Genomic DNA, 21,913 nt, shown 5'->3' on the forward strand with positions numbered 1-21,913 from the left:
GACTGCATCTTGCAGTCGACGGCTCCTATTCCACGCGGCTCCGCCGCCCCTCTCTCCATGTATCGAGGACGAAGGATGGCCCGTCAGCCCTCTCTCCAGATTGTTTCGGTTTCGTTGCTGGCCATGCTGCTTTCGGGCTGCGCGTCGCTGAAGGAACCGCCGGCCACGTTCGAACTGTCGGCGCCGCCCCCGGCCGCGACGCGAAATGCAGCGACGCGCGCGCAGATTCTCATCCCCGAGCCCACGGCCGCCAAGTCCCTCGACAGCCAGCAGATTGTGGTTCGTCCGACGCCCCAGACCATCGAGACCCTCGCCGCCAGCCAGTGGAGCGATCGTCTCCCGCGCCTCGTCCAGCTGCGCCTGCTTCAGGCTTTCCAGAATACGGGCCGGGTCGGCGCGGTCGGCGTTCCCGGCCAGGGCCTCGCCATCGACTATCAGATCGTCACGGAGCTCCGGCGGTTCGAGGTGACGGTGGATGGCGGGTCGATGGTCGTGGTCGAGATCGCCGTGAAGGCCTTGAACGACAAGACCGGCGTGGTCCGCGCCACCCGGATCTTCCGTGGCACGGCACCGCTCGCCGGCACGGGCAACGCGGCCTATGTCGCGGCGCTCGACAAGGCGTTCGGGGAAGTTGCGGACGAGATCGTCGGCTGGACGCTGAAGCTGATCTGATCCAGCGCCTCAAAGAGTTATGCTTCGAAAGCCCGCCTCGTCTGGCGGGCTTTTTTGTTGCCGCGAGTCCGGGCGTCATACTGCAGCGCCAGCAATTCTCGGCGAGTGCAAGATCGTGGAGACCCAAAGGCGTATCGACGACGCGCGAGAGACGGCGGACTTCGTGGGTTTTCGTGTCGGCTTCCGGATGGTGGCCTTGGCGCTTCGCCCTGGAGGTGACACCCCTGTCCGCCTGACGATCGCCGGACAAAGACGCGACTGTGCACTTGGATCGTTCGCGCGCTGCGCTCGGTTCATCCGAGCCGAACCCTGATCTGCTACCTGCACACACGTCCATCCAAACGAAAACGGGCGGCCCCAAGGGACCGCCCGTTTGATTTGGAGAGGAAAGCTTGTCTTATTCGAAGCGGCCAGAGGCGTGAGCTAGCATCGTGTAGACCTTGCCGGTATCCGATGTCAGGTAGCTCTTGCTCTTCGAGTTGTCCGGATCGTTGCGAGACGCCTCCTGCAGCAGCATTTCGAAGTCGCCGATGTAGCGATCGACCGCGTGCTTGAAACTCGCATCGCGCTGATACTTGCGACGGATCTCGTCGAATGTCTGCTGACCCTTCATCGTGTAGAGCCGACGCGTAAAGACGTTCCGCTCGCCACTGCGGTAGCGGTCCCAAAGTTCGACCGACACATTGTGGTCGATGGCGCGGGCGATATCGACCGACAGCGAGTTGAGCGAATCCACGACATGGGCCTGAGAACGCTCGGCGCGGGCTGGCGCCTCCGCCGGAACCACAGGCGTCGTTGCTGGCGCTTCGGCGGAAGCGTCAGTGTCGTCATCCTGCGAGGCGCGGCGCAGAAGATCAGACACCCAACCCCCTTGGCGATCGCCGTCCGACGCCGGGGTCTCAGTCGCAGCTTCCGGCTGAGCCGCCGGACGCAGCGGGGAGAGATCGGCGCGCGGCGCGACGGGTGCCGGTGCCGCCGCGCGGATTTCGACCGATCCACGCGTGTCGCGAGCCAGATTGCCGTCGGTGACGAACCCTCCCGCCATGCGGGTCTCGATCTCGTTCCGGCGAGCCGCTTCGGCCCGCTGCTGCACGGCCGGGGCCGGACGAACAGCTACGTCGGTTGAACGCGAGCTGAGCGAAGTCGAGCGCGAGGCACCGGCATCGGGCGTGCGCACGTCGAGGGAGCGACCCGACTGGGTCACGATATCCGTCAGCTCGCGCAGGGCGCGGATCTGGTCGGACACGGCGCGGCGCATGGCACGGGTGCTTTCCTTGGTTTCCTCGGGGAGTTCGAAGACGCCCTTGCGGATTTCGGTGCGCGCCCCTTCCAGTTCGCGGCGGATGTCCGCTGCGGCCCTGTGCATGTCGCTCGTCGCGCTGCCGAAGCGCTGCGTCGCCTCTTCGACCACGCCACGGATCGTCTCCCGAACCTGCTCTGCGGCAGCGGTGGACCGACGCTCGGTCTCCTCGAGATGGCGACCGGCTTCTTCCAGCGTGCTGGTGAGTTCGCCGCTGATCGTCTCCACCACGGTGTGCGAGCGACGCTCGGCTTCCGCAAAGAGCCGATCCACCACGCCCTCGAAGGACAGAAGCATCTTGCCGACATCGTCGGAACGCGTGGCGAGACCGCTGGCCAGAGCCTCGAGGCCTTCGCGGCGCCCTTCCAGGGTTTCCTGCAGGTTCGACTGCGTGGCGTCGAGAAGCGCCGCAGCCTCGGTCAGCATCTTCTCGTGCTCGCCGAGCTTTTCGCCGAGCGTCGACAGACGCACCAGAGCCTGCGCGGTCGTGTCGTCCATGCGAACGACATTGTGCTCGAGACGCTCGGACGACGCGGCGATCTCGCTGCCGACGCGATCCGCCTCGTCGCGGAACCGAGCGCCGGTTTCGCTGAGCGCCGATTCGGCCCGGCCAAGATTCTGCGCGGCATTGTCGAGGAGATGCCGCAGAGCGGAGTTGCCGCTTTCCAGACGCTCCGCCAGCGAACCGATGTCGCGGCCGAGAAGCTCGCGAGCGTCGGAGATGGAGGAGGTGAGGGAGCCGGAACGATCGTCCAGCGCCGCCAGAAGACCCGACGAGGATACGCCGAGATGTTCGACGGTCTCTTCGGCGCGGCGAACGAAATCCGCCACGATGGCGTCGTTCTCGCTGCGCAGACGATCGGCAACCTGACGGGCGGCCTGTTCCAAAGCCTCGACGGCGCGCGAACCGGTGTCCGACAGGCGATCCACGATCGGACGGGTTTCCGTGTCGATGAGGCGCGCGATCTCGGCATTGCGGCTGGCGAGGAGATCGGCCAGATCGCGGGTGCGCTGGCTCATCGCCTCGCCGACCGCGTCGGCGCGTTCCACGAGATGGCTCTCGGTGGCTGCAACGCGCTGCGACAGCTCGTGGCCGAACGCACCGGTCGATTCGGCGATCTGCTCGCGGATGCGATCGGCTTCCACCCGGATGGCCGTGGCAACACCCGACAGGCGCTGCGTAATCTCCGATCCCTCCGCCATGAGGTTTTCGCGGGCCAGTTGCGCATCGCGAAGGATCTGACCGGCCATGCCCGTCGCATCTTCTCGCATGGTGCCGGACACCGACGCCAGCTCGCTGCGGATACCCGAGGCGGCCGCTTCGATCTCGGCGCGCAAGGCCGCGGCCGAGGCGCTCAGATCGTCGCGAACACCCTCGGTTGTGCCGTCGATGACCTGCGACAGCTGCACCGAAAGGCCCGAAAGTTCGGCGGCAAAGCGCGTCGCGCGCTCGTCCAGGGAGGAGGAGGACCGATCCGTTTCGCCGCGAATCTGCGCGGTTGCGTCCTGGACCCGAAGGGCGAAAGCTTCCGCATCGCCACTGAGGCGGTTGCGAGCGGCTTCGGCCTGCTCGCTCATCGACAGGGCAACGGCGTCCAGCTCTTCGGAGAGGCGCAGGGCATCGGCCGCCAGACGCTCGCGCGTCTCGCCGGCGCCGGCTTGGAGACGTTCCGTCGCCGCAGACACTTCGTCCACGATCCGACGCGCCTGCTCGGCGACCTCGTCACGCAGACGATCGGTCTCGCCGCGCAGCGTGGTGGCGACAGTGCCGACCTGCTCCGCGATGCGACCGGCGTCTTCGAGAAGGAGACGACGCGACGACTCGCCGGTTTCGTGAAGATGTCCGCTGGCATTCTGGAACTCGGCCACGATCGCCGCCGCCTGTCCGGCGACCTCGCGCCGAACGAGATCAGAACTCTCGCGGATCTGGATCGCGGCAGCCGCCACCTCCTCGCGGATCTGGCCGGCATCGGCGGCGAACTGCTCGCGGGTCTGATTGCCCACGATGCGCAGCTTGTCGGCCGCGCCTTCGAAATCGCCAGACAGGGCGATCGCTTGGTTGGCGACGACTTGACGAGCCGCTTCCGCATCCTGACGCAGACGCTCAGCCATGTCCTCAAGACCACCGGCGAAGTCGTTCGCCACCAGCGCGAGGCGCTCGCGGGCCGCTTCGGCCTCGGCGCGCATTGCGAGGGACGCACCGCTAATCTGCGCGCTGAAGCTCGTGCCCTCGACGGCGAGGCTCTCGCGAACCTCTTCGGCTTCCGTGCGCATCCGGGTCGCGACATCGGCCACCGTGCGGCCGAGCGTTTCGGCTTCTTCGGCAAAGCGCTGACGCGCATCCTCGCTCAGCTGGCGGATCGTCTCGGCCGTGGCCGCGATGCCCTCCGCCACGCGATCACCTTCGCCGGACAGTTCGGTGCGGGCCATGGCCGACACGTCCTGCACCGACTGGGTGACGAGGCGAATGCGATCCTCGAACTTGCCGACCTCTTCGACGAACTTGGCCTGTGCCTCTTCCGAGGATGTGCGGAAGACGTTGCCCAACTCGCCGATCACCAGGGCAATCTTCTGCGTTTCGGACTGGAGGCCGAGGCGAGCGCGATCGGCTTCCTCACCCATATTCGTGGTGGCTGCGACGATCGTATCGCGCAGCGTGTCGGCAATCAGCGTCGCGCGACCCGACAGGGTGCGCTCCACATTGGCCAGACCCCGCTCCAGGGTCGAGGTCATCGATTCCGTGCGCTCGTCCACCGCCAGCGCCAGGGTAACGACACCGGCTTCGAGAGCCGCGACGATTTCCTCGCGCTTGGTTTCGAGCGAGCGCGTCACGTTGCTCGTGCTCTGCTCCATGACGCGGCGAACATCGTCCGCGCGGTCGCCGAGAGTGGCCGCAAGCGAACTCGCGACATCCTCGATCGCGGAGGTCAGATTCTCGCGGCGCTCGTCCATCGCGGCGGCCAGCTGGCCGTCGGACTCAAGCAAAGCCTCACGCAGCGCGCCGATGCGCTGGTCCAACGTGCGTGCGATCGCGGCGTTGCCCTTGTCGAGCTCCTCTCCGAAGCTCGCCGTGCGTGCGTCGAGATCGGTGAGCAGGGAGGACTGGGAGGCATCGGCCAGTTCGCGCATGGCGATGACGCGGTCGTCCAACCCGTCCAGCAGCGCCAGACGCGCGGTTTCCACACTTTCGCGCAACTGGGTTCCACGACCTTCCAGACCTTCCAGAAGCGAGGAGAGGGCGGTCTCGACAGCGGAAAGGATGGTGCGCGCGCTCTGATCGGCCTCCTGCGAGAAGGCGCCGCTGCGCGATTCCAAGCTTCCGACGAGGCTGTCGCGGGACGTGTCAATGAGGTTGCGCAACTCGTCGACGCGGGTCGAGAGATCGGCGGCAATGCGCTCCACCGACCCTTCGAACACGGCCTCGACACCCGATGTCTGCAGCTCCAGGCGCGTCAGGAATTCCTGGCGACGGTCTTCACCCGAGGTCAGAACGGATTCCAGACGACCGATCACGTCTTCGCTGACGCGTGAGGTGTAGAGGTTGAGCGACTCGGTCAGGCGCTCGCCGCTATCGCGCATGAAGGCCTCGCTGGCGGCGAGGCGATCGGACAGGCTGGTGGAAAGGAGACTGGTGCGCTCATCGATCTCCGACAGCAGGCGGCCGGAATGATCCGACATAACGCTGCTGAAAGTCTGCGAACGGGCGTCCAGAGCGCTGTCGATCTGACGGGAGTGTTCGTCCAGCACGACGTTGATCGCGTCGCGCTTCTCGGCCAGCAGGGCATTGATGCGGGTGAGGCGATCGTCGAGATCCGATCCCAGAAGGTTCCGGCCGTCCTCGATCAGACGCTGAACCTTGTCGGCATGCGTATCGAGCGACTGGCGAAGCTCGCCTGTCTTGCCGTCGAGACCCGCCACGAGGCGTTCATCCGCGCCTTCCAGTGCGCCTTCGATGCGCGTCACGCTCGCCTCGACCGCCTGCGTGATGGCGAGGCTCTTTTCATCCAGCGTCGCCGCCAGCGACTGCTGGGCGAAGGAGAGGGACGTGTCGATGTCGGCCGCGCGATCGCTCAGAACCGAACCGAGCGTTCCGATTCGCTGCTCGAACGTGGTGTGAAGCTCGTTCGCCTTGGACTGGAACACGGCATCGACATGCGCCACCGCCTCGTTCGCCGTCTGCGAGATCGTCGCCTGACCGCTGGAGAAGGCACGGCCGATTTCGCCCGTGCGCTCGGACAGAACGCTGGCGAATTCGCCGGTGCGTTCGCGCAGCGCCTCGGCGATGCGATCGGCCGAGCGGTCGATGGCCGCAGCGCGGGTTTCGATCGCCGTGACGAGAGCCGAGCCCTTGCCGGACAGGGCCTCCTCGAGTTGGGCCAGACGCTCGTCGAAGCGACCCAGAACCTCGGCGTTGCGCTCGTTGAGCAGAGCCGTCGCGCGCTCGATCCGGGCGTCGAACCCTTCGTCCATCAGGCCGACGACGCGCTGCGCCTCCGTCGACAGGCGTTCGGCGCGCTGGTCGAGCTGGCCGGTAAGCGAACCAACCAGAGCCTCGCTGTCGGCGCGCATACGGGCCGAGCGGGCGTCGATCGTATCGGCGATGACCTTATCGAACTCCACCCCTTGGGTCGAGAGCGTCTCGGCCCGTTCGGCGAGGACCCGCAGAACCGACTCGTTGGACTCGTTCAGGCGGGCGTTCGTCTGCTCGTTGACTTCGGACACATGCCGCAGAAGCTCGGCGGAACGGGCTTTCAGGGCCTCCATCTGTTCGGCAAGGGAGCGGGCGATCTCGTCAGCGGTCTGGCGAAGCTGGCCGGTCGTGATGTCGGCGGTCTGGCTGATGCGCTCCACCACGGCTTGGCTGTTGCCGAGAAGGGCACTGTCGACCTCGCGGCTGCGCTCGTCGAACAGCGCCATCAAGGCACGGCTGCGCTCGTCATAGGCGCGCGAGAGTTCGGCGCTGCGCTCGTCCAGAAGCGCGTTCAGGCGGGCGGAGGCTTCTTCCACCTGCGAGAGGATACGACCGGACACGCCATCGACATCGCCCACGAGACGGTCATGCGAGCCGACAATGGAACTGCGCAGATTCTCGGCATGAGAGAGCATGGCTTCGCGCTCGGTGCCAAGATCGGCGACGAGCGAGCGAATCTTGACCTCATTGTCGGCGTAGGCGCGCTCCAGCGAGGAGACCTCTGCGTTGACGAGGGTTTCGAGTTCGCTCATGCGGGCCAAGGCGCGCTCGACGCCCTCGCCGAGGACGGAGACTTCGCGGCGCACGGCCTGGCCGACCGTAGTGACACGATCCGAGGCAAGGCTTTCCGGCTCGGCGAGACGCAGCGCGACCTCGGCCAATCCCCGGCTCATGAGACGCAGATCCTGCGAGCGACGCATCATGACCGAGAAGCCCATGATCATGAGCGGGGGCAGGACAACGGCGGCCGCAAGCGGTGCCAGCAGAGGAACGATATTGGAAGCGAGGCCAGACTCGCTGGCAAGGAAGGAGTAGGAGGCGGAGGCCGACAGGGCCGCCCAGGCAGCCGCGACGACGCCGCCGATCACGACCGGCTTGTTGGACGTGCGACGGCTCAGAAGCGCGTCTGCCATGACGGCAGCCGAGCGCTGCTCGTCATTGGCGACATCACCCTTGAAGGACCGGGAACCGCGCACCGGGTCCGCCAAAGGCGCGGCGGCGGAATGGCGCGGGTCGGCCTTCTGGGACGGCGCGCGGGAGCGACGCTCCGAACGGATGCGCGAGCTTTCGTCCGCTGCGGCCAGAACGGTGGCCGAAGGCTTGTCGTCCTCGTTGCTCGCCAATTCGGGCTGGGTCGCGTTCTGGGCGGCTGCACCGATCTGCACCACGGGTGCCTTGTCCAGCGGCGCGTCAGCTTGGCTCAAGGTGTCGAGCGGTAGAAAGTCGGTGTCTTCGAAGCGGAACTCGTCCAGACCCTGGGTGGCGTTATGGGGCGAGCCGAGATTGGCTTCGTCGCGCAGGGCCTTCGTGGCTTCCTCGACCGTGCGGTCGAAATCGCTCAGAGCGAATTCGATCGACATGTCGTCGGCGCGAAGCGTCTGCTTCTCGACATGGCCTGCCGCCTTGCCGGAAAGACTGGTCGTCTCTGCTTCCGGCTTGAGAAAGTCCTCGTCCTGGAGGGCGGCCTCCAGTTCGTTCACGGCTTCCTCGGAAAGCTGTTCGGCCGTCTTAATCTTCGACATCGTGCGCCGCGCCTCGATACTCGTTACATTGGGCTCGATGCATCAGGCCGACCATGCAATGCATGTCCCGACGCCGTTGGCTTCGAACCTCGCCACCCTGCCGCCCGCGAATCCACGCAAACGAAGGGCATATCCCTAACGTCTAAGGTAAATACGGGAGCGTCGGAAGGAAACTGCAAAATCGGGAGAAGGCGACAAGTTTAAACATTTGGTTAACGTTCCGCCCGTCCCTGTTGCCGTCTCGCGTCTTCGTCAGCATTCGGAATAACCCATTTCGCCGCTCGAAGGGCGACAATGACGAAGCGGACCTCACCTCACCATTCAAAACTTCCGTAGAATTTAACTTTCCCCTGCTTTTTGAATGGGCCTCTGACCAACACGGATCGTCGGTGGACTGTGCCAGCATCCTCTCAAGAGCCGGCTATATTTACTTTCTCAGCCTTGCTGCACTGCTGCGACGGCGATGAGGTCCTGGCTCGCGACGTCGCCGCGCTGATGTGCATCGAGATCGATCGGGCACGTCGGACCCTGGAGGACGCGGATGGCGACGCGCGGCAACGATGCGCGCACGCGATCAAAGGCGCTGCGCTGAATTGCGGTGCCGTCAATCTCGCCTGCAAGGCGGCTCGTCTGGAGGAGGTGCCGCACGATCGCGTCCGGATTCGTGAGATGATGGAGGAACTCGCGCTCGTCGATCGTGAGCTGCGGGTTCTGGAGGTCGGCGCTGAATCGTGAGGTTGACCTCATCCACGCCTCGGTCTACCCGACAGTCATGACCGCCATCGTCTTCATCGCCCATGACGGCACGCGTTATGACATCGATGCTCCCAATGGGTCGAGCGTGATGGAAAATGCCGTGCGTAACGATATTCCCGGCATCGATGCCGATTGCGGCGGGGCCTGTGCCTGCGCGACCTGCCACGTCTATGTGGACGAAGCTTATGTGGCGCGAATTCCCGAGATGCAGGCCATGGAAGAAGACATGCTGGACTTCGCCGTGGATGTACGAGCGAACTCGCGGCTGTCCTGCCAGATTCGCATCCATCCCGAACTCGATGGGCTGACGGTGCGTGTGCCCGAGCGCCAGCCCTGAGGCGCCCTATCTGGACGCGACCCGATGAAGCTGTTGGTTGATCTTGCGCTCCAGTCTCGCGTCGATACGCTTGGACTCAGCGGCATCGAAAGCGAGTTGCTCGTCGTCGTGCTGCTTGAGAAGCGCTCGGGTTTCTGAATTGACGAGAGCCTCCATGCGGGCGCAACTGGGCTGCGGTTTGAGCGAGCGGATCGTGGCCTCTATCCGCTTCAGCCAGGATTTGGCGATGCGCGAGTGCTCCGCCTCATGGGTGGCGATGTCGTCGCGCAGGATTTTCCAGAGGATCTGCGTCTCTCTCGAGCCGTTCTTCGGCCCGCTCCAGCGCGGCAGGGTCGTGTGCAGGTCGAGGCGAACCTCGGCGTGGGCTATGCCGCAGCCCCCGGTCGTCGGCTTGTAGGTGGCATTGGCTTTGAAGGCCACGTCCGTCGAGCCAGCGTGGCGCTCGCCCTGGCCAAGGTCCGGGCCCTTCATGCCGAGTTCGCGATACAGATCATCGAAGCTTTTGCCTCGAACCATGAAGAAGGTCGTCCGCTCCCGAATCTCCCCCGATATGGCATGAGTGGCCGGCAGGGTGGCGCCGACGGTCAGGCACAGGGCGAGAATTCGTTTCATGCGTCGCTCCCACAGGCTTGAAACATTCCACCCCTACGCTAACCGATCGTTGACGCGGCACAAGCCATTTGTGTGAGGAATTTTCGCTTTGTTTTCTCTGATTGTTTCCTTTCGGTCTTTCGTCTGATGCCCGCCGAAAACGTCCGGTCGCGCGTCTGGACCCTTGCTCACGGCCGAAGCCTGGAGCTCGGATCGCAGTCCGTGCTTATGGGCATCCTCAATGTGACGCCTGATAGCTTTTCCGACGGAGGTGCCTATCGCGGCGACGTGTCGCGGGCTGTGGATGCGGCTTTGAGAATGATCGAGGAAGGGGCGGCGATCATCGATATTGGTGGCGAGTCGACCCGTCCGGGCGCCGAGCCGGTGGCGGCGGAAGAGGAGCGCCACCGCGTTCTGCCCGTCATCGAAGCCTTGGCGTCACGGTCGGATTGTCTGATCTCGATCGACACCTATCGCAGCGAAACGGCCCGGGCCGCCGTCCAAACCGGGGCCCATATCGTCAACGACGTTTGGGGCGCTCAGCGCGATCCCGCCATTGCGGAAGTCGCGGCGACGACCGGGGCAGGGCTGTGCCTGATGCACACGGGGCGCGAGCGCGTTCGCGAGTCCGATGCGATCGCGGATCAATTTCAATTTCTGGAAACGTCGCTGCGAATTGCCGCAGATGCCGGCGTCTCGACCGCGCAGATCGTGCTCGATCCCGGTTTCGGGTTTGGCAAAGATGCCGCGGAGAATATAAATCTGATGATGCGGCTCGATGAGCTGAAAGCTTTCGGATACCCGCTTCTGGTCGGCACGTCCCGTAAGCGTTTCGTGCGCTCGACCTTGGATCATAGCGAAGCGGACGCGGATGTCGCAACGGCTGCGACCAGCGTTCTCCTGCGGGAGCGAGGCGCCGCCATCTTCCGCGTTCACCGGATCGGTCCGAACCGGGACGCATTGGCTATGGTGGACGCAGGGCTTCACGCGATGGCGATGGCCAAATCATGAGGTCTGTCTGGATCGGTCTGGGTGGAAATCTCGGTGATCCACAGCGCCAGATGGGAGAAGCCCTTCGGGCCTTAAATGCGCGAGACGACGTCTCTGTCGTCGCCGTCTCGTCACTCTATCGCACGCCCCCTTGGGGGCTGACGGAGCAGCCGGATTTCCTGAACTGCTGCGCGGGGCTCGAAACGAACCTGCCGCCCGATGCCGTGTTGCGCATCTGCCTCGACGTCGAGCGCCAGCTCCATCGCGAGCGCGGTGTGCGTTGGGGGCCGCGCACGATCGACATCGACCTTCTGGATTATGACGGGTTGGTGACCGAGACCGAGGAACTCGTTCTCCCGCATCCTCGAATGACGGAGCGCGCCTTCGTTCTCGTCCCGCTGGCAGAAATCGCCCCCGAACTCAAGATAGCAGGTCGGTCGGTCGCCGCCTGGAGGGACGCAGTGGAGCGCGGCGACATTCTCCAGTTGCAAACTGATCCGGATTGGTGGCGAACCGAACGGTCGATCTGCGATTAGTCGATCGACGCGCGCTTGACGGTTTCGTCGCGCTTCAGATGCATCCCGATCACCGGCACCAGCTCATTGGCGACTTGCACGGAGATCGTGACGTTCAGCTTGTCCTTGCCGTCGATGCGCGCCACCATCGCGCCCTTCAACTGCTTGCGGTCAAGGCCAACCGTGATCTTATCGCCCGCCACGTCTCCCGACACGATGTCGAGGCCCTTGCCGGCGGAGCCGTCGAGGAAGGAGCCCTTGTAGGAGGAGCCGCCCTTGATGAAGGTCGCCGACATGGGTTGTGAGAACATGCCAACGCGGCATGAGCCATCCAGCGACATGCCGACATCCTTCATCGGCTTGGCACCCGTCAGATCGCAGACGAACTTCGTGCCTTTATACTTGCCGGCGACGATCTCGCCCGGGCCGCTCCAGCGGCCGAAGACGTTCTGAAAGAAGGCCTCGTCCTTGTCCGCGGCCGAAACGGGCACGGATGCGCCGGACAGAACCAGAAGAGCGAGGCTGGCAGCGAAGGGGCGAACCATGGAAGACCTTCCGGAGTGTTCGGGAAGCGGATCGATACCCCCTTTTATCACGCCGGAGGGTTAATCAAACCTTTCGCCAAACCGTCCAAACGCTCACTGTTGCCGGAAGACCTCAGCGCGACGTTTCGCCCGACCCCGGCGTAAGGTCGCGCAAGAAGTCTCCGATCTTCGGCCTTTGAACCGAGAGGAAGGGAAGCGGGCGGCACAGGTCCATGGCGGCCAGACCCACCCGCGCCGTCAGCAGGCCGTTGACGACACCTTCGCCGAGCTTCGAGGAAAGACGCGCGGCGAGCCCGTGGCCGACGACCTGCTGGACCAGACTGTCGCCCACCGCGATGGAGCCGGTGACCGCGAGATGAGCCAGCACATCCCGCGTCAGACGGACAAGACCGATCGTGCCGGGGCGCGCGCCATAGAGTTCGGACACCATACGAATGACACGCAGCGTCTCGAACAGGACGAAGGCGAGATCGACGACGGCACGGGGGCTGACGGCGGTGACGACCGACACCCGCCTGGACGACGCCAGAACCAGCGCTCGCGCTTTCGCATCGAGAGGCAGAAGCAATTCGCGTTCAGCCAGGCCGATGAGGTCCCGTCCGTCGATGATATCGTCGGCCGTATCCTTTAGGCGCGCGCGGCCGCCGGCGGTTTCCGGGCGGCTCGACAGGATGGAGACCAGCCGCGAAACGACAGAGCGCGCCTTCCGTTCGTCATCCGTGCGATACGCCTCCAGACCCTCGCGACGTTCCTTCTCGACGGTGTTGAGGCGAAGGAGACCGCGCACTTCACGCCCGATCACGCCCAGCAGCCCGAACAGTGCTGCCGCACTCAGTCCGAGAGCCAGCCAGCCCAGCCAATCGGCCCGCGCGAAAAGATCACGGATGAAAGCGTCGAGGGCCAAGCCGAAGGCGAGGGAGACGATCGCGCTCAACGCACCGAGGAAGATCTTGCCGAAGGAAAAGCCGCGGCGCCGTCTCGCTGTTGCGGGCGCCGCGTCCAGAGCCTTGGCCGCTTCCATTTCCAAGGCTTCATCGGGCTCGATCGTGATCCGCTGAAGATCGGCGATCGCTCGCGGCGCGCGTGACGGCTCCTCGCGCGGTGGGGCCGGCGTCGAAGCCGGATCGATGCGGAAAGCTGCGGGGCGTCGGGGCGTGTCCTCGCTCATGCCAGACGATCTCCGATCAGGAACTGGAGGGCCCGGTCGAGCCGGATATGGGGCAGAGAGAGAAGCAAGCCATCCTCCGTCCGCTCCAGCCGCGGCGGGCGGAAGCGAACGAAGCTCACGGGTGGCTGGCGGTTCGTTGCGGGTTTGATGTCCCGTAACAACCGGCCGGGATCGTCTGGCAAATCTCCGGGGAAAATCGCCGTCTCGGTGTCTCCGTCGAAGCGCTCGCCGCCGATTTCCTCGCCGTGGATGGGCGTGCCGACAATGACAGGAAGGGTTTCACCGCGATCGGATACGCTTGCCTCGCGCGTGGCGCGAATCGCGGCCATGGCGATCACGTCGGTCTGCGCGCCCGAAAAATTCGCGCGGGTCATCGCATCCTGCACCAACCGGCGAACGATGTTTTCCAGCTTCTGGTGATCGCCACGATGCAGATGATCGGCCTTTGTCGCGGCCACCAGGATGCGGTCGATCCGCCGTGTCAGGAACGAGCCGAGCCAGCTCGATCGTCCGGGGCGGAAGCAGGAGAGAATGTCGGAGAGGGCGAGTTCCAGATCGCGCACGGCTTCCGGGCCGGCGTTGATCGCCTGAAGCGCATCGATCAGAAGGATCTGCCGGTCCAACCGCGCGAAATGCTCGCGAAAGAAGGGTTTCACCACCACCGTCTTGTAGGCCTCGTATCGGCGGGCATGAAGCGCACCGAAGCTGCCCTTCTCGTATAGGGTTCCGGCTTCGAGAGGCAGCGGCGCGAAGGTCAGCGCGGGCGAACCTTCGAGATCGCCGGGCATCAGGAACCGCCCCGGAGGAAGCGTCGAAAGCGCCGTGCGATCGGCGCGGCAGGCTCGCAGATAATCCGCGAAGGTCGAGGCGAGGCGAAGGCTTGTCGGCTCGTCGGCAGGAGCGTGCAGGTCGAGGCCCTCGACGAGGTCCAGAAACGGTCGGGCGATTGCCGCGCGCGAGGGCAGGCGGGCGCGCTCGAGCGACTCGCGCGAGAAGTCCTCGAAACTCTTGTCGATCAGCGGAAGGTCCAGCAGCCATTCGCCGGGATAGTCCACGATATCGACCGAAAGCTTGCCTGCGGAGAAGAAGCGTGACCAACCGGACGCCGACTCGAATTCGATCGTCAACCGAAGCTCCGAGATGGCCCTTGTCGATTGCGGCCAAAGGCGATCGGTCAGGACCGCGCGCAGATGCTCCTCGTACTGGAAGCGCGGAACGGCATCGTCTGGCTGCTCCTCCAGAAAGGCGCGACGAATTCGCCCGCTCGCCTGCGCATCGAAAAGCGGGAGGCGCCCCCCGTGAACCAGATTGTGGACGAGGGAGGTGATGAAGACTGTCTTGCCCGCCCGAGACAGGCCGGCGACCCCAAGCCGCAGGTTGGGATGAAACAGACCCGCCCCGCGATCGGTCAGGTTGTCGAAAACGATTCGCGCTTCGTCGGCAAGGGAGGTCATGAAAGCGGCGGGAGCCTCAATGTCGGTTGAGCGTCCATATAAGGATGCAGAACCGGTTCGAAAGCCTATCGATCCGCGACCGGTCCGGTCTCGAGCGATTCGCTTTGAACGGTCGATACGCCCTCGTGTTTTGCACTGCGAAGCCGTTCGTAAACCCTCGAGTGTGGTTGGATCGGGTGGGTATCAAGACGATCCGACGCTTCCCGCGCCGCTCAGCGCATGTTCCCGGGATCAAAACTCGTTGTCCGACGGAAGCTTAGGCGCGATCGATGCGTTACCTCATCCGTGCGCGAGACGCTTGTTCGGTGCCGACGGCATGGTTATAAGCGCCCCAACTTGGCTTGGAGGTGGCATATGAGCGAAACCTTACCCATTGGAACTGGCGTTCCTGAGGACGGGCCGTTCATGAACGACCGGCAGAAGGAATATTTCCGCCGTAAGCTCCTGGCTTGGAAGAATGACATTCTCCGCGAAGCCAAGGAGACTCTGGACGCCTTGGCGACGGAAAACGCCAATCAGGCCGACGCGGCGGACCGAGCCTCGTCGGAAACCGATCGCTCGATCGAGCTTCGGGCTCGCGATCGCCAGAGAAAGCTGATTTCCAAAATCGACGCCGCGCTGGAGCGGATCGAAGATGGAACCTATGGTTACTGTGAAGAAACGGGTGAGCCGATCAGTCTGAAACGGCTGGACGCGCGTCCCATAGCAACCATGACGCTCGAAGCACAGGAACGACACGAACGCCGCGAGAAGGTTTATCGCGACGAATGACGAGGCTACGCTGCGCAAACGATCGCAGCCGCACTCGAATGGGATAGCCACAACAAAAAAGCGGGCTGCTGAATGCAGCCCGCTTTTTTGTTGTTTGTTGGAGAAGAGGGACTGGGATTTGGCTCCACAGTCCCGCCTGCTTGTCAGCGCCGATCCGGCGAGACGTCCAAGCTAAAGTCGTGGAGCAGCCGCTCCATCTCTTCTTCGAGCGTTAGATTGCGTTCCGCCTTTGGCGCATCGGCAATCGTTGGGCTTGTCGCAGGGTTTTCCGGCGGCCTGGGAGCCACGGGGGGAGCCTCGGGTGGTTTCGCCTGCGCCGGGGCGTCGATGACGGGAGCGGCCGTAGGAGCTGGCCGAGGCTCCATCGTCGGTGGTGACGCCGGGGCCATGCTCGGCGGCAAGGGCGTCGTGCGACGGGATTGGATCGTCGAAGCGAAGCTTCGAACCGTCAATGGCGCTGGGCCTTCAGCTAATGGCGCTTCCGTTCCCCTTGGCTCCATCGGCTCGGCGTTCTGGCTCATCCAATTCGACGGGTCGCGCGCAGGCGGACTCGACGAAGGCTCGATCGCGAGCGGCGAGGTTGGCGTCAGGGTGGGCTCGGTGCGAACAGGCGCGGGCGAAAAGGAAACGGACGGCGTCGGCGACCAAAGCGAGCGAGCGAGACCCGACATGGGCGATGCCGCCGGGCTGATCGGCGCGGGAGCGGGAGGGGGCGGCTCGGATGCCTTTTCGTCGGCTGACAAAGACGGCGGCGTCACCGGAGGCGCGACACGCGGCGTGTTGGCCAGAGTCGGTGTTGCCATGGAGCGCGGAGCGCCGCCCTGTGTGTTCTGTGACGACACGGGCGGAAAGACCGGATTGGGGCGGGGTGCTGGCATGACTGGCACGGGCGCTGGTTCGGGCGAGGCCGGCTTCTGCAAATCGACTTTCGGAGAGTTCTCCTCTGATGACCCGAACCCGACCGCAGACGCCACCGCCGCCTCGCGCGGCATCGGAGCCGGAGATACCGGACGGTCCTCAGCCAACGGTCCCGCCACGGGAGCAAAGGCGACCTCCCTTGCTTCGATCGGGCGCGCCGGAGGGGCCAGAACCGGCGGGGCAGGCACCTGACGAACAGGTTCGGGCTGCGCCGGCGCAATCGAAACGGGCGGGGCCGGCATGGCCGGCGGCGGTGGCAAGGGCACAGGCCGTTGCGGCGCAACGGCGATCGGCGCCGCCTCGGGCGCACGCGGTGTGGGGACTGGCATAGGTTCGGGCGCGGGAACCGGTACGCGGACGGGTTCGGACGGCGCGCCGCGTTGTGGCTCGGGGGCGAGCATCATCGAAGGTTCGATCGCTGGGCGAGCCGGCGGCGCATCTCGCCGAGGCTCCATCACAGGGTCGCCGGCTCTTGCGGTCTGAATGGCGAGTGGAACCTCGGGCAGAATCGGCTCGTCCCGCATGATGGGGTGATGCGCGGGTTCGGGCGTCTCGGCGGCACGGGGGGACGGGGGCGTGCGGCGATGCGGCAAGGGGGCACCTGCCGGGCGCTCACCCATATCGGGCTCCTGCCGCGCCGGCGGAGCACCGGGCGGAACTCGGCGCGCCACCTGACCCCGGAAGATACTCTGTTCCACCACGAGATCGTTGGACCCGCCGATCAGAATCAGATGCTCCGCTTCGTCGCGGCGCACCAGAACGAGCTTGCGACGCTGGTCCACGGCGATCGCGTCCAGCACCGCGAGACGTGGCGCGCGATGGCGACTGCCGATCCCGCTGCCGCCGGCAAAAATGCGCTTGGCCAAGCCGACCAGCAGCAGGACCAGGAGGATGACCACCGCCGCTGCCAAAATCACCGAAACGATCGGCGCCAGATTCTCACCGACCACGCCGGCCAACCATTCACGCATTCACCATACCTCCGCGATGCCGGCGGTCCGTTCGTCGTTGACGTCTCGGGACCGCAATCGGTATTCGGTTCTTATGTCGCTGCCCGTCCTGATACAGGGTCAGGTCAGCTTCGGCCCATACTGCCGTGTCAGGATGACGTTCGGCAATGACGGGCGCAAATTCGACAGAATCTCGTGCGCTTCGCGCCGTTTGGTCGTAACCTTTCCAGCCCGTTATCGGAAGGGCCGATGCCGATGCATGGAGCATCCCCTGTGGAACAGACAGCGCCGGTTGCGCCAACTCCCCTGAGCGACAAGCCCTTGATCGATCGCCATCCTGATTCGACCGGGGTGCGGCGAATCCTGTTTCTGGCCGGGTTCCTCTTCGTCTTCGCGGCGACACTTGCCCTGTTTGGCCATGTCTATGGAGCGATCGCTCTTCTCGGTATTTTCGGTCTGCTGGCCATGGTCGGGATCGCCGCCGTCTTCGGTTTGGCGCTCGGACTGTTGCAATTCGGCTTCAAGCGGATGGATCAGGGAATCGCCAAGGCGTTTCTGGACGATCTGCCGACCGGAACGCTCGTGACCGACCGGCGAGGGCGCGTGGTCTATGCGAACCGGGCTTATGGGGTTCGCACCGGGGCTCAGTCCGCCGGCGAGGTTCGCACGCTCGAACGCCTTCTTTCGCGGGAGCCCGAGGCATCCGAAGCGATCTATCGGCTCGCCAATCTGGCGCAGGAGGGCATGGTTGGTCAGGAGGAGTTCCGACTGACGCGTGAACTCGGCAGCCGGACCGCCGAAACCTCGCCGCGCTGGTACCGCGCCTCCGTGCGCCCGCTGACCGCCGAGAACGGCTCGCTTCAAGTCTGGCAGATCGCCGACATCACACCGGAGCGCGAGGAGCAGGAGAGCTTTTTCCGCGATCTCCAGCACGCCATCGACTATCTCGACCACGCGCCGGCGGGTTTCTTCGCCGCCGATGATTCGGGTCGTCTCGGCTATATCAACGCGACGCTCGCCGAATGGCTTCGGATCGATCTGGCATCGTTCAAGCCCTATGGGCCGTCGATCTTCGACTATCTGCGCGAGGAGGATGCGGCGCTGCTGCGCCGCACGAAGCATATCCGCGACGACAGCGGCATCTCATCGGTCGATCTCGACCTCGTCACGTCTTCGGGCCAGCGCTTGCCTGTCCGGCTTCTTCGCAATTTCGCACCTGCCGGAGAGCGCCTAAAAGGCGTCACCCGCACGCTCGTTCTGAACCGAGTGGGTGCGGGCGAGCAGGAACAGGCCTTGCGCGCGGCCGAGGTACGATTCACGCGCTTCTTCAACTCGTCTCCGATGGCCATTGCGGCGCTCGACGCCAACGGTCGAATCGCGCGTGCCAACGGCGCGTTCGGTCGTCTATTTGGCGAGAGTGCCGCCATCGGCGCGCAGCCGATCATGGATTGTGTTCGCGACGAAAATCGCGAGGCGATCCGGCAAGCGCTGCAAGCCGCCGCGCGCGGGCAGGCGGACATTCCTCCGGTGGATGCCGAGCTTCTCAGCGAGCCCGTGCGCTCCACGCGCCTCTACGTTAGCGCAAATGCCGACATTCACGATGGAACCGGCGAAGTCGCCATCCTCTATGGCGTCGACATCACCCAGCAGCGCACGCTCGAAGACCAGTTCGCCAAGAGCCAGAAGATGCAGGCGATCGGCAATCTGGCCGGCGGCATTGCGCATGACTTCAACAACGTCCTGACGATCATCACGGCGTCGGTGGACTTCCTGCTCCTGAATCATCGCTCGGGCGATCCGTCCTTCCAGGATCTCCTGCTGATCAAGCAGAGCGCCAATCGCGCGGCCTCGCTGGTCCGGCAGCTTCTGGCCTATTCACGCCGTCAGACCATGCGTCCCAAGATGCTGAATCTGACCGACGTCATCGCGGATATGCACCTTCTCTTGAAGCGCATCTCCGGCGACCTCGTCAAATTGGAGCGCCACCACGCGCGTGATCTCTGGCCTGTCATGGCCGATATCGGACAGTTCGAGCAGGTCGTCACCAATCTCGTGCAAAACGCGCGCGACGCCATGGCGACACAAGGGACGGTGACGATCTCGACGCGCAACGTTTCCGCCGCCGAAGTGCCGGGCTTCGGCTATGGCGAGTTGATCGAAGCCGATTACGTGCTGATGGAAGTTTCGGATACGGGCTCCGGCATGCCGGCCGATGTCGCGGAGCGGATCTTCGAACCCTTCTTCACGACAAAGGAAATCGGCAAGGGTACGGGCCTCGGCCTGTCCATGGTCTACGGAATCGTGAAGCAGTCCGGCGGCTTCATCTTCGTGGAGTCGCGACAGGGCGAAGGGACGGTGTTCCGCATCTTCCTGCCGCGTCACATTCCGGCGGAGATCGCCGCACCGCGGCCCGAGCAGTCGGGCGTGCAGGCGGCAGGCGCCAAGATGGACCTGTCGGGCACTGCGTCCATCCTGCTCGTCGAGGACGAAGACAATGTTCGCGCCGGAAACGTACGCGCTTTGAAGATGCGCGGATACGATGTCCACGAGGCGGCGAGCGGGCTGGAAGCGCTGGACGTGATGGAAGAACTGGACGGCAAGGTCGATCTCGTCGTGTCGGACGTCGTGATGCCGGAAATGGACGGGCCGACGCTGCTGCGCGAAATGCGCAAGGTTCGGCCCGATCTCAAGTTCATCTTCGTCTCAGGCTATGCCGAGGACGCCTTCGCCAAGAATCTGCCGGAGGGGGAAAAGTTCGGCTTCCTGCCGAAACCCTTCTCCCTCCGTGACTTGGCGGTCGCCGTTAAAGAGGCGCTCGAAGAGTGATCAGCGGATCGGACGCTTGGCGAGGCCGACCGCGACGCGAGCGGCCAGCCGAGCATTCGAGCGGACGAGGTCGATATTGGTCGCCAGCGACTTGCCCTCGCTGAGTTCAAAGATCTTTTGAAGCAGGAAGGGCGTCGTCGCCTTGCCGGTGACACCCTTCGCATCGGCATCCGCCAATGCCGCATCGATCCAGCCGCCGATGGTCGCGCTGTCGATTTCCAGCTCTTCGGGCAGAGGGTTGGCGATCAGCATACCGCCATGGATGTCGAGCCGTTCGCGAACGCGTTGGAATTCGGCGATCTCGTCGGCCGAATCCATCCGGATCGGCGTCGCGATGCCGGATCGGCGCGACCAGAAGGCGGGCAATTCGTCCACGCCGTATCCGACGACCGGAACACCCTTCGTTTCAAGAACTTCGAAGGTCTTCTTGAGATCGAGGATCGCCTTGGCTCCTGCCGACACGACGACGACGCGCGTCTGAGACAACTCGTCCAGATCGGCCGAAATGTCGAAGCTGGTCTCGGCGCCCTTGTGCACGCCACCGATGCCGCCCGTCGCGAAGACTTCGATACCCGCCAAACGCGCGGCGATCATCGTGGCGGCGACGGTGGTCGAGCCCGTGCGACCGGCCGCCACAGCATAGGCAAGGTCGGCGCGCGAGAGTTTCAAAGCGCCCTTGGTCTGCGCCAATGTCTCGAGCTGCGCGTCGGTCAGGCCGACATGCAATTTGCCGTCGATCACGGCGATCGTTGCCGGTTCGGCGCCTTCCTCGCGAATGATGGCTTCTACCTCACGCGCCATATCGAGGTTCTTCGGCCAAGGCATGCCGTGGGTGATGATGGTCGATTCCAGCGCCACGACGGCGCGGCCGAATTGTAGGGCCTCGGCGACGGAAGGAGAAAGATGGATCATGTCGTTCATGCGGATCGGTCCTGGTGGACGGGGGTGGGAGAGGGAAGCGCGGCCGCCAAGGAGCGGCATTGCGGCAAGGACTGGGGGGGAAGTTCGTGCGCGATATGAAGCGCCGAAGCACACATTCCAACGCGCGCGGCCTCGGTAAAGTTTGTGCCGGTGACCGATTCCAGAATGGTGATCGCCGCCAACGTATCGCCCGCGCCTGTCACGTCGCGAATGGCTGGGACTTGCGGGGGCGACTGAAGGACGAGACCGTCTTCATTCAGAATAGCCGCCGAGCGCGGGCCGTCCGTCACGACCGCCCGTCGTAGGCCAAGCTCGCGTAACGCCTGCGCGAGATGCTCGACCGGGCTGTCCTTCGGTCGGCCCGCGAGCGAGGCGGCTTCGGTACGGGACAGGAACAATGCCGTCAACCGGGGCAGACATGGCCGCAGGCGCAAAACCTTGGAGGGAGAAACCGCAATCGCGAAAATCGGCCCGTTCGTCTTGTGCTCGGCCAGATAGGCCAACGTTTCGCTTGGTAAATTGGCATCCACGACGCAGGCCTGCGCCGCGTTCAGGCGATGCCGCAAATGGGCGCGTTTCAGCGCTCGGGGCGTCAGGAGATCGTAGATGTCCATATCTGCGACGGCCGCGCGCAACTCGCCGGTATCATCCAGAATCGCGGTATAGCTGGCCGAGCGGCGATCCAGCCAGGATAGTGCGCCGTCCCCGATCCGCTCGGCTTCCAAGGCGATCTCGATGGACGCAGCGATCGGATCGCCGCCGCGGGCGCTCACGACATGCGGGGCGGCGCCTTGCCGGGCCAAAGCGCGAGCGACGTTGAAGCTCGCGCCACCGATGAATTCCCGGCACGAACCGGGGTTCGATGCCGCCGCTTGAAACGGCACGGATGACCGCGCCACGCGGTCGAGATGCGCCCCTCCGAACAGGACGACATCCAACCCGTCGATAGGGAGCTTCATGCCGCTTTCTCCGGGTGGATCATCGAG

16 protein-coding genes are annotated in these 21,913 nt (G+C 64.6%); 9 read left to right on the forward strand and 7 right to left on the reverse strand.

Translation table 11 applies throughout. The annotated features are described in order from the left end of the window. Positions 1-75 precede the first annotated feature (75 nt). Positions 76-672, forward strand: coding sequence for an ABC-type transport auxiliary lipoprotein family protein (locus AUL28_RS18760; protein ID WP_062235657.1), 597 nt, complete (start codon positions 76-78; stop codon positions 670-672). Between the two features lie 397 nt (positions 673-1,069). Here the strand turns inward: AUL28_RS18760 and AUL28_RS18765 are convergent, their stop codons facing one another. Beyond that, entirely contained in the window at positions 1,070-8,185 is a 7,116-nt protein-coding gene (locus tag AUL28_RS18765) for a hypothetical protein (protein ID WP_062235659.1), read from the reverse strand. A gap of 396 nt (positions 8,186-8,581) precedes the next feature. Between AUL28_RS18765 and AUL28_RS18770 the strand changes: the two genes are divergently transcribed. Both AUL28_RS18770 and AUL28_RS18775 read left to right on the forward strand, forming a co-directional pair. Then, complete coding sequence (locus AUL28_RS18770; protein ID WP_156420076.1) at positions 8,582-8,920, forward strand: Hpt domain-containing protein; 339 nt, start codon at positions 8,582-8,584, stop codon at positions 8,918-8,920. Positions 8,921-8,957: 37 nt separating this feature from the next. Then, the gene (locus AUL28_RS18775; protein WP_062235666.1) at positions 8,958-9,278 is read left to right on the forward strand and encodes a 2Fe-2S iron-sulfur cluster-binding protein; all 321 of its coding nucleotides are present in this window, start codon (positions 8,958-8,960) and stop codon (positions 9,276-9,278) included. 6 nt (positions 9,279-9,284) lie between these two features. Here AUL28_RS18775 and AUL28_RS18780 read toward each other — a convergent pair whose 3' ends face one another. Next, positions 9,285-9,890 (reverse strand): DUF922 domain-containing protein, encoded by a 606-nt coding sequence (locus AUL28_RS18780; RefSeq protein WP_062235670.1) that lies wholly within the window; start codon positions 9,888-9,890, stop codon positions 9,285-9,287. Positions 9,891-10,016: 126 nt separating this feature from the next. On the opposite strand from AUL28_RS18780, the gene folP reads away from it, so the two are divergent. Together folP and folK are read left to right on the forward strand one after the other, a co-directional pair. Beyond that, positions 10,017-10,880 (forward strand): dihydropteroate synthase, encoded by an 864-nt coding sequence (gene folP / locus AUL28_RS18785; protein ID WP_062235672.1) that lies wholly within the window; start codon positions 10,017-10,019, stop codon positions 10,878-10,880. Then, positions 10,877-11,395, forward strand: a complete 519-nt coding sequence (gene folK, locus AUL28_RS18790; RefSeq protein ID WP_062235675.1) for a 2-amino-4-hydroxy-6-hydroxymethyldihydropteridine diphosphokinase — start codon at positions 10,877-10,879, stop codon at positions 11,393-11,395. The genes folP and folK overlap by 4 nt, the downstream gene beginning before the upstream one ends. On the opposite strand, the gene AUL28_RS18795 is transcribed toward folK, so the two are convergent. The 3 genes from AUL28_RS18795 to AUL28_RS18805 all read right to left on the reverse strand — a co-directional run bounded on the left by AUL28_RS18795 (position 11,392) and on the right by AUL28_RS18805 (position 14,541). Continuing rightward, positions 11,392-11,919 carry a hypothetical protein gene (locus tag AUL28_RS18795; RefSeq protein WP_062235678.1) on the reverse strand — a complete coding sequence of 176 codons (528 nt, stop codon included), beginning with the start codon at positions 11,917-11,919 and terminating at the stop codon, positions 11,392-11,394. The two genes, folK and AUL28_RS18795, sit on opposite strands and share 4 nt — an antisense overlap. 112 nt (positions 11,920-12,031) lie before the next feature. After that, entirely contained in the window at positions 12,032-13,087 is a 1,056-nt protein-coding gene (locus AUL28_RS18800) for a YcjF family protein (protein WP_062235681.1), read from the reverse strand. Continuing rightward, positions 13,084-14,541 carry a YcjX family protein gene (locus AUL28_RS18805; RefSeq protein ID WP_062235683.1) on the reverse strand — a complete coding sequence of 486 codons (1,458 nt, stop codon included), beginning with the start codon at positions 14,539-14,541 and terminating at the stop codon, positions 13,084-13,086. The genes AUL28_RS18800 and AUL28_RS18805 overlap by 4 nt, the downstream gene beginning before the upstream one ends. Before the next feature lie 354 nt (positions 14,542-14,895). On the opposite strand from AUL28_RS18805, the gene dksA reads away from it, so the two are divergent. From dksA to cckA, 4 genes are all read left to right on the forward strand, one after another. After that, positions 14,896-15,312 carry an RNA polymerase-binding protein DksA gene (gene dksA / locus AUL28_RS18810; RefSeq protein WP_058599599.1) on the forward strand — a complete coding sequence of 139 codons (417 nt, stop codon included), beginning with the start codon at positions 14,896-14,898 and terminating at the stop codon, positions 15,310-15,312. 72 nt (positions 15,313-15,384) lie between these two features. Then, positions 15,385-16,422 carry a hypothetical protein gene (locus tag AUL28_RS23385; protein ID WP_244493568.1) on the forward strand — a complete coding sequence of 346 codons (1,038 nt, stop codon included), beginning with the start codon at positions 15,385-15,387 and terminating at the stop codon, positions 16,420-16,422. A 341-nt stretch (positions 16,423-16,763) separates the two neighbouring features. After that, positions 16,764-17,351, forward strand: a complete 588-nt coding sequence (locus AUL28_RS23390) for a hypothetical protein (RefSeq protein ID WP_062235689.1) — start codon at positions 16,764-16,766, stop codon at positions 17,349-17,351. Between the two features lie 84 nt (positions 17,352-17,435). Further along, positions 17,436-20,006 carry a cell cycle histidine kinase CckA gene (gene cckA, locus AUL28_RS18825; protein ID WP_374700782.1) on the forward strand — a complete coding sequence of 857 codons (2,571 nt, stop codon included), beginning with the start codon at positions 17,436-17,438 and terminating at the stop codon, positions 20,004-20,006. Here the strand turns inward: cckA and AUL28_RS18830 are convergent, their stop codons facing one another. Together AUL28_RS18830 and AUL28_RS18835 are read right to left on the reverse strand one after the other, a co-directional pair. Then, on the reverse strand, positions 20,007-20,927 hold the full coding sequence (locus AUL28_RS18830; RefSeq protein WP_062235692.1) for a pseudouridine-5'-phosphate glycosidase: 921 nt from the start codon (positions 20,925-20,927) through the stop codon (positions 20,007-20,009). Beyond that, positions 20,924-21,886, reverse strand: coding sequence for a PfkB family carbohydrate kinase (locus tag AUL28_RS18835; protein ID WP_062235695.1), 963 nt, complete (start codon positions 21,884-21,886; stop codon positions 20,924-20,926). Before AUL28_RS18835 ends, AUL28_RS18830 begins: the two co-directional genes overlap by 4 nt. Positions 21,887-21,913: the final 27 nt, after the last annotated feature.

The sequence above is a fragment of the Aureimonas sp. N4 genome (assembly GCF_001463925.1).
Lineage (GTDB): Bacteria > Pseudomonadota > Alphaproteobacteria > Rhizobiales > Rhizobiaceae > Aureimonas > Aureimonas ureilytica_A.

Coding starts and splice junctions, on each gene's coding strand:
- AUL28_RS18760 (WP_062235657.1), top strand. CDS start 76: ATGGCCCGTCAGCCCTCTCTCCAGATTGTTTCGGTTTCGTTGCTGGCC.
- AUL28_RS18765 (WP_062235659.1), bottom strand. CDS start 8,185: ATGTCGAAGATTAAGACGGCCGAACAGCTTTCCGAGGAAGCCGTGAAC.
- AUL28_RS18775 (WP_062235666.1), top strand. CDS start 8,958: ATGACCGCCATCGTCTTCATCGCCCATGACGGCACGCGTTATGACATC.
- AUL28_RS18780 (WP_062235670.1), bottom strand. CDS start 9,890: ATGAAACGAATTCTCGCCCTGTGCCTGACCGTCGGCGCCACCCTGCCG.
- folP (WP_062235672.1), top strand. CDS start 10,017: ATGCCCGCCGAAAACGTCCGGTCGCGCGTCTGGACCCTTGCTCACGGC.
- folK (WP_062235675.1), top strand. CDS start 10,877: ATGAGGTCTGTCTGGATCGGTCTGGGTGGAAATCTCGGTGATCCACAG.
- AUL28_RS18795 (WP_062235678.1), bottom strand. CDS start 11,919: ATGGTTCGCCCCTTCGCTGCCAGCCTCGCTCTTCTGGTTCTGTCCGGC.
- AUL28_RS18800 (WP_062235681.1), bottom strand. CDS start 13,087: ATGAGCGAGGACACGCCCCGACGCCCCGCAGCTTTCCGCATCGATCCG.
- AUL28_RS18805 (WP_062235683.1), bottom strand. CDS start 14,541: ATGACCTCCCTTGCCGACGAAGCGCGAATCGTTTTCGACAACCTGACC.
- dksA (WP_058599599.1), top strand. CDS start 14,896: ATGAGCGAAACCTTACCCATTGGAACTGGCGTTCCTGAGGACGGGCCG.
- AUL28_RS23385 (WP_244493568.1), top strand. CDS start 15,385: ATGCAGCCCGCTTTTTTGTTGTTTGTTGGAGAAGAGGGACTGGGATTT.
- AUL28_RS23390 (WP_062235689.1), top strand. CDS start 16,764: ATGCGCGGGTTCGGGCGTCTCGGCGGCACGGGGGGACGGGGGCGTGCG.
- cckA (WP_374700782.1), top strand. CDS start 17,436: ATGCATGGAGCATCCCCTGTGGAACAGACAGCGCCGGTTGCGCCAACT.
- AUL28_RS18830 (WP_062235692.1), bottom strand. CDS start 20,927: ATGAACGACATGATCCATCTTTCTCCTTCCGTCGCCGAGGCCCTACAA.
- AUL28_RS18835 (WP_062235695.1), bottom strand. CDS start 21,886: ATGAAGCTCCCTATCGACGGGTTGGATGTCGTCCTGTTCGGAGGGGCG.